The sequence below is a fragment of the Arthrobacter sp. ZBG10 genome (assembly GCF_001238605.1).
GTDB lineage: Bacteria > Actinomycetota > Actinomycetes > Actinomycetales > Micrococcaceae > Arthrobacter.
In genome coordinates this window covers 1-573 of the sequence record NZ_LFQH01000147.1, presented here as the reverse complement: position 1 = coordinate 573, position 573 = coordinate 1, and the positions used below count along the sequence as shown (strand labels likewise).

Annotated in this window: 1 pseudogene; it reads right to left on the bottom strand. The window is 69.3% G+C overall.

Going from position 1 to position 573, the window contains the following annotated elements:
* Positions 1-54: 54 nt before the first annotated feature.
* Positions 55-573, bottom strand: a pseudogene (locus tag ACU18_RS20080) (hypothetical protein); the annotation flags it as partial.

Below are 573 nucleotides of genomic sequence, written 5' to 3'. Positions count from 1 at the left end.
TATCCGCTTTCCGATGGGCCGCGCTGGCCGGTGCTTCGGGAACTTCGCTGCTCATCAGAACCTGCCAGACTGGCCGTCCGACGGGTCCCGGGTGACGGGATCGCCGGTAAGGGGATCGGTGGCGAAGGACTCGTCATCCAACCTGTTCCCGGTCCACGGCTCCTCCACCAATTGCGGGCTGTCCAGCGAGGACGCGGACCCTGCGGACGGGTAGTTGCTGCCCGGTGCGCCGCCGTCGAAACCGGCGGTGGTGACGGCCGGGCCTGGAAGGTGGACCGGCGGTGGGGGAGTAGTGCCACCGGCAACCGGCGGGTACGGAGTCGAGCCAAGTGCCTGCCCACCGTTGGCGGACGTTTCCGGAGCCCCGGCGGTGAGTCCACGGGTGAGGCGGCCGGCAAGGATGCCGGCGCCGGCTGCCAGCAGCAGGAAGGTGCCGGGCTTGTTCCGGGCGAAGGTCTGCACCTCGCTAAGGAGCGAACCCGGATCCCGGTTCTCGAGCCAGCCGGCGATGGAGGAAGTGCGTTCCGCCGCTTCACGGATGAGGTCAGTGGCAATGCCCTGCTCTCCGGGAGC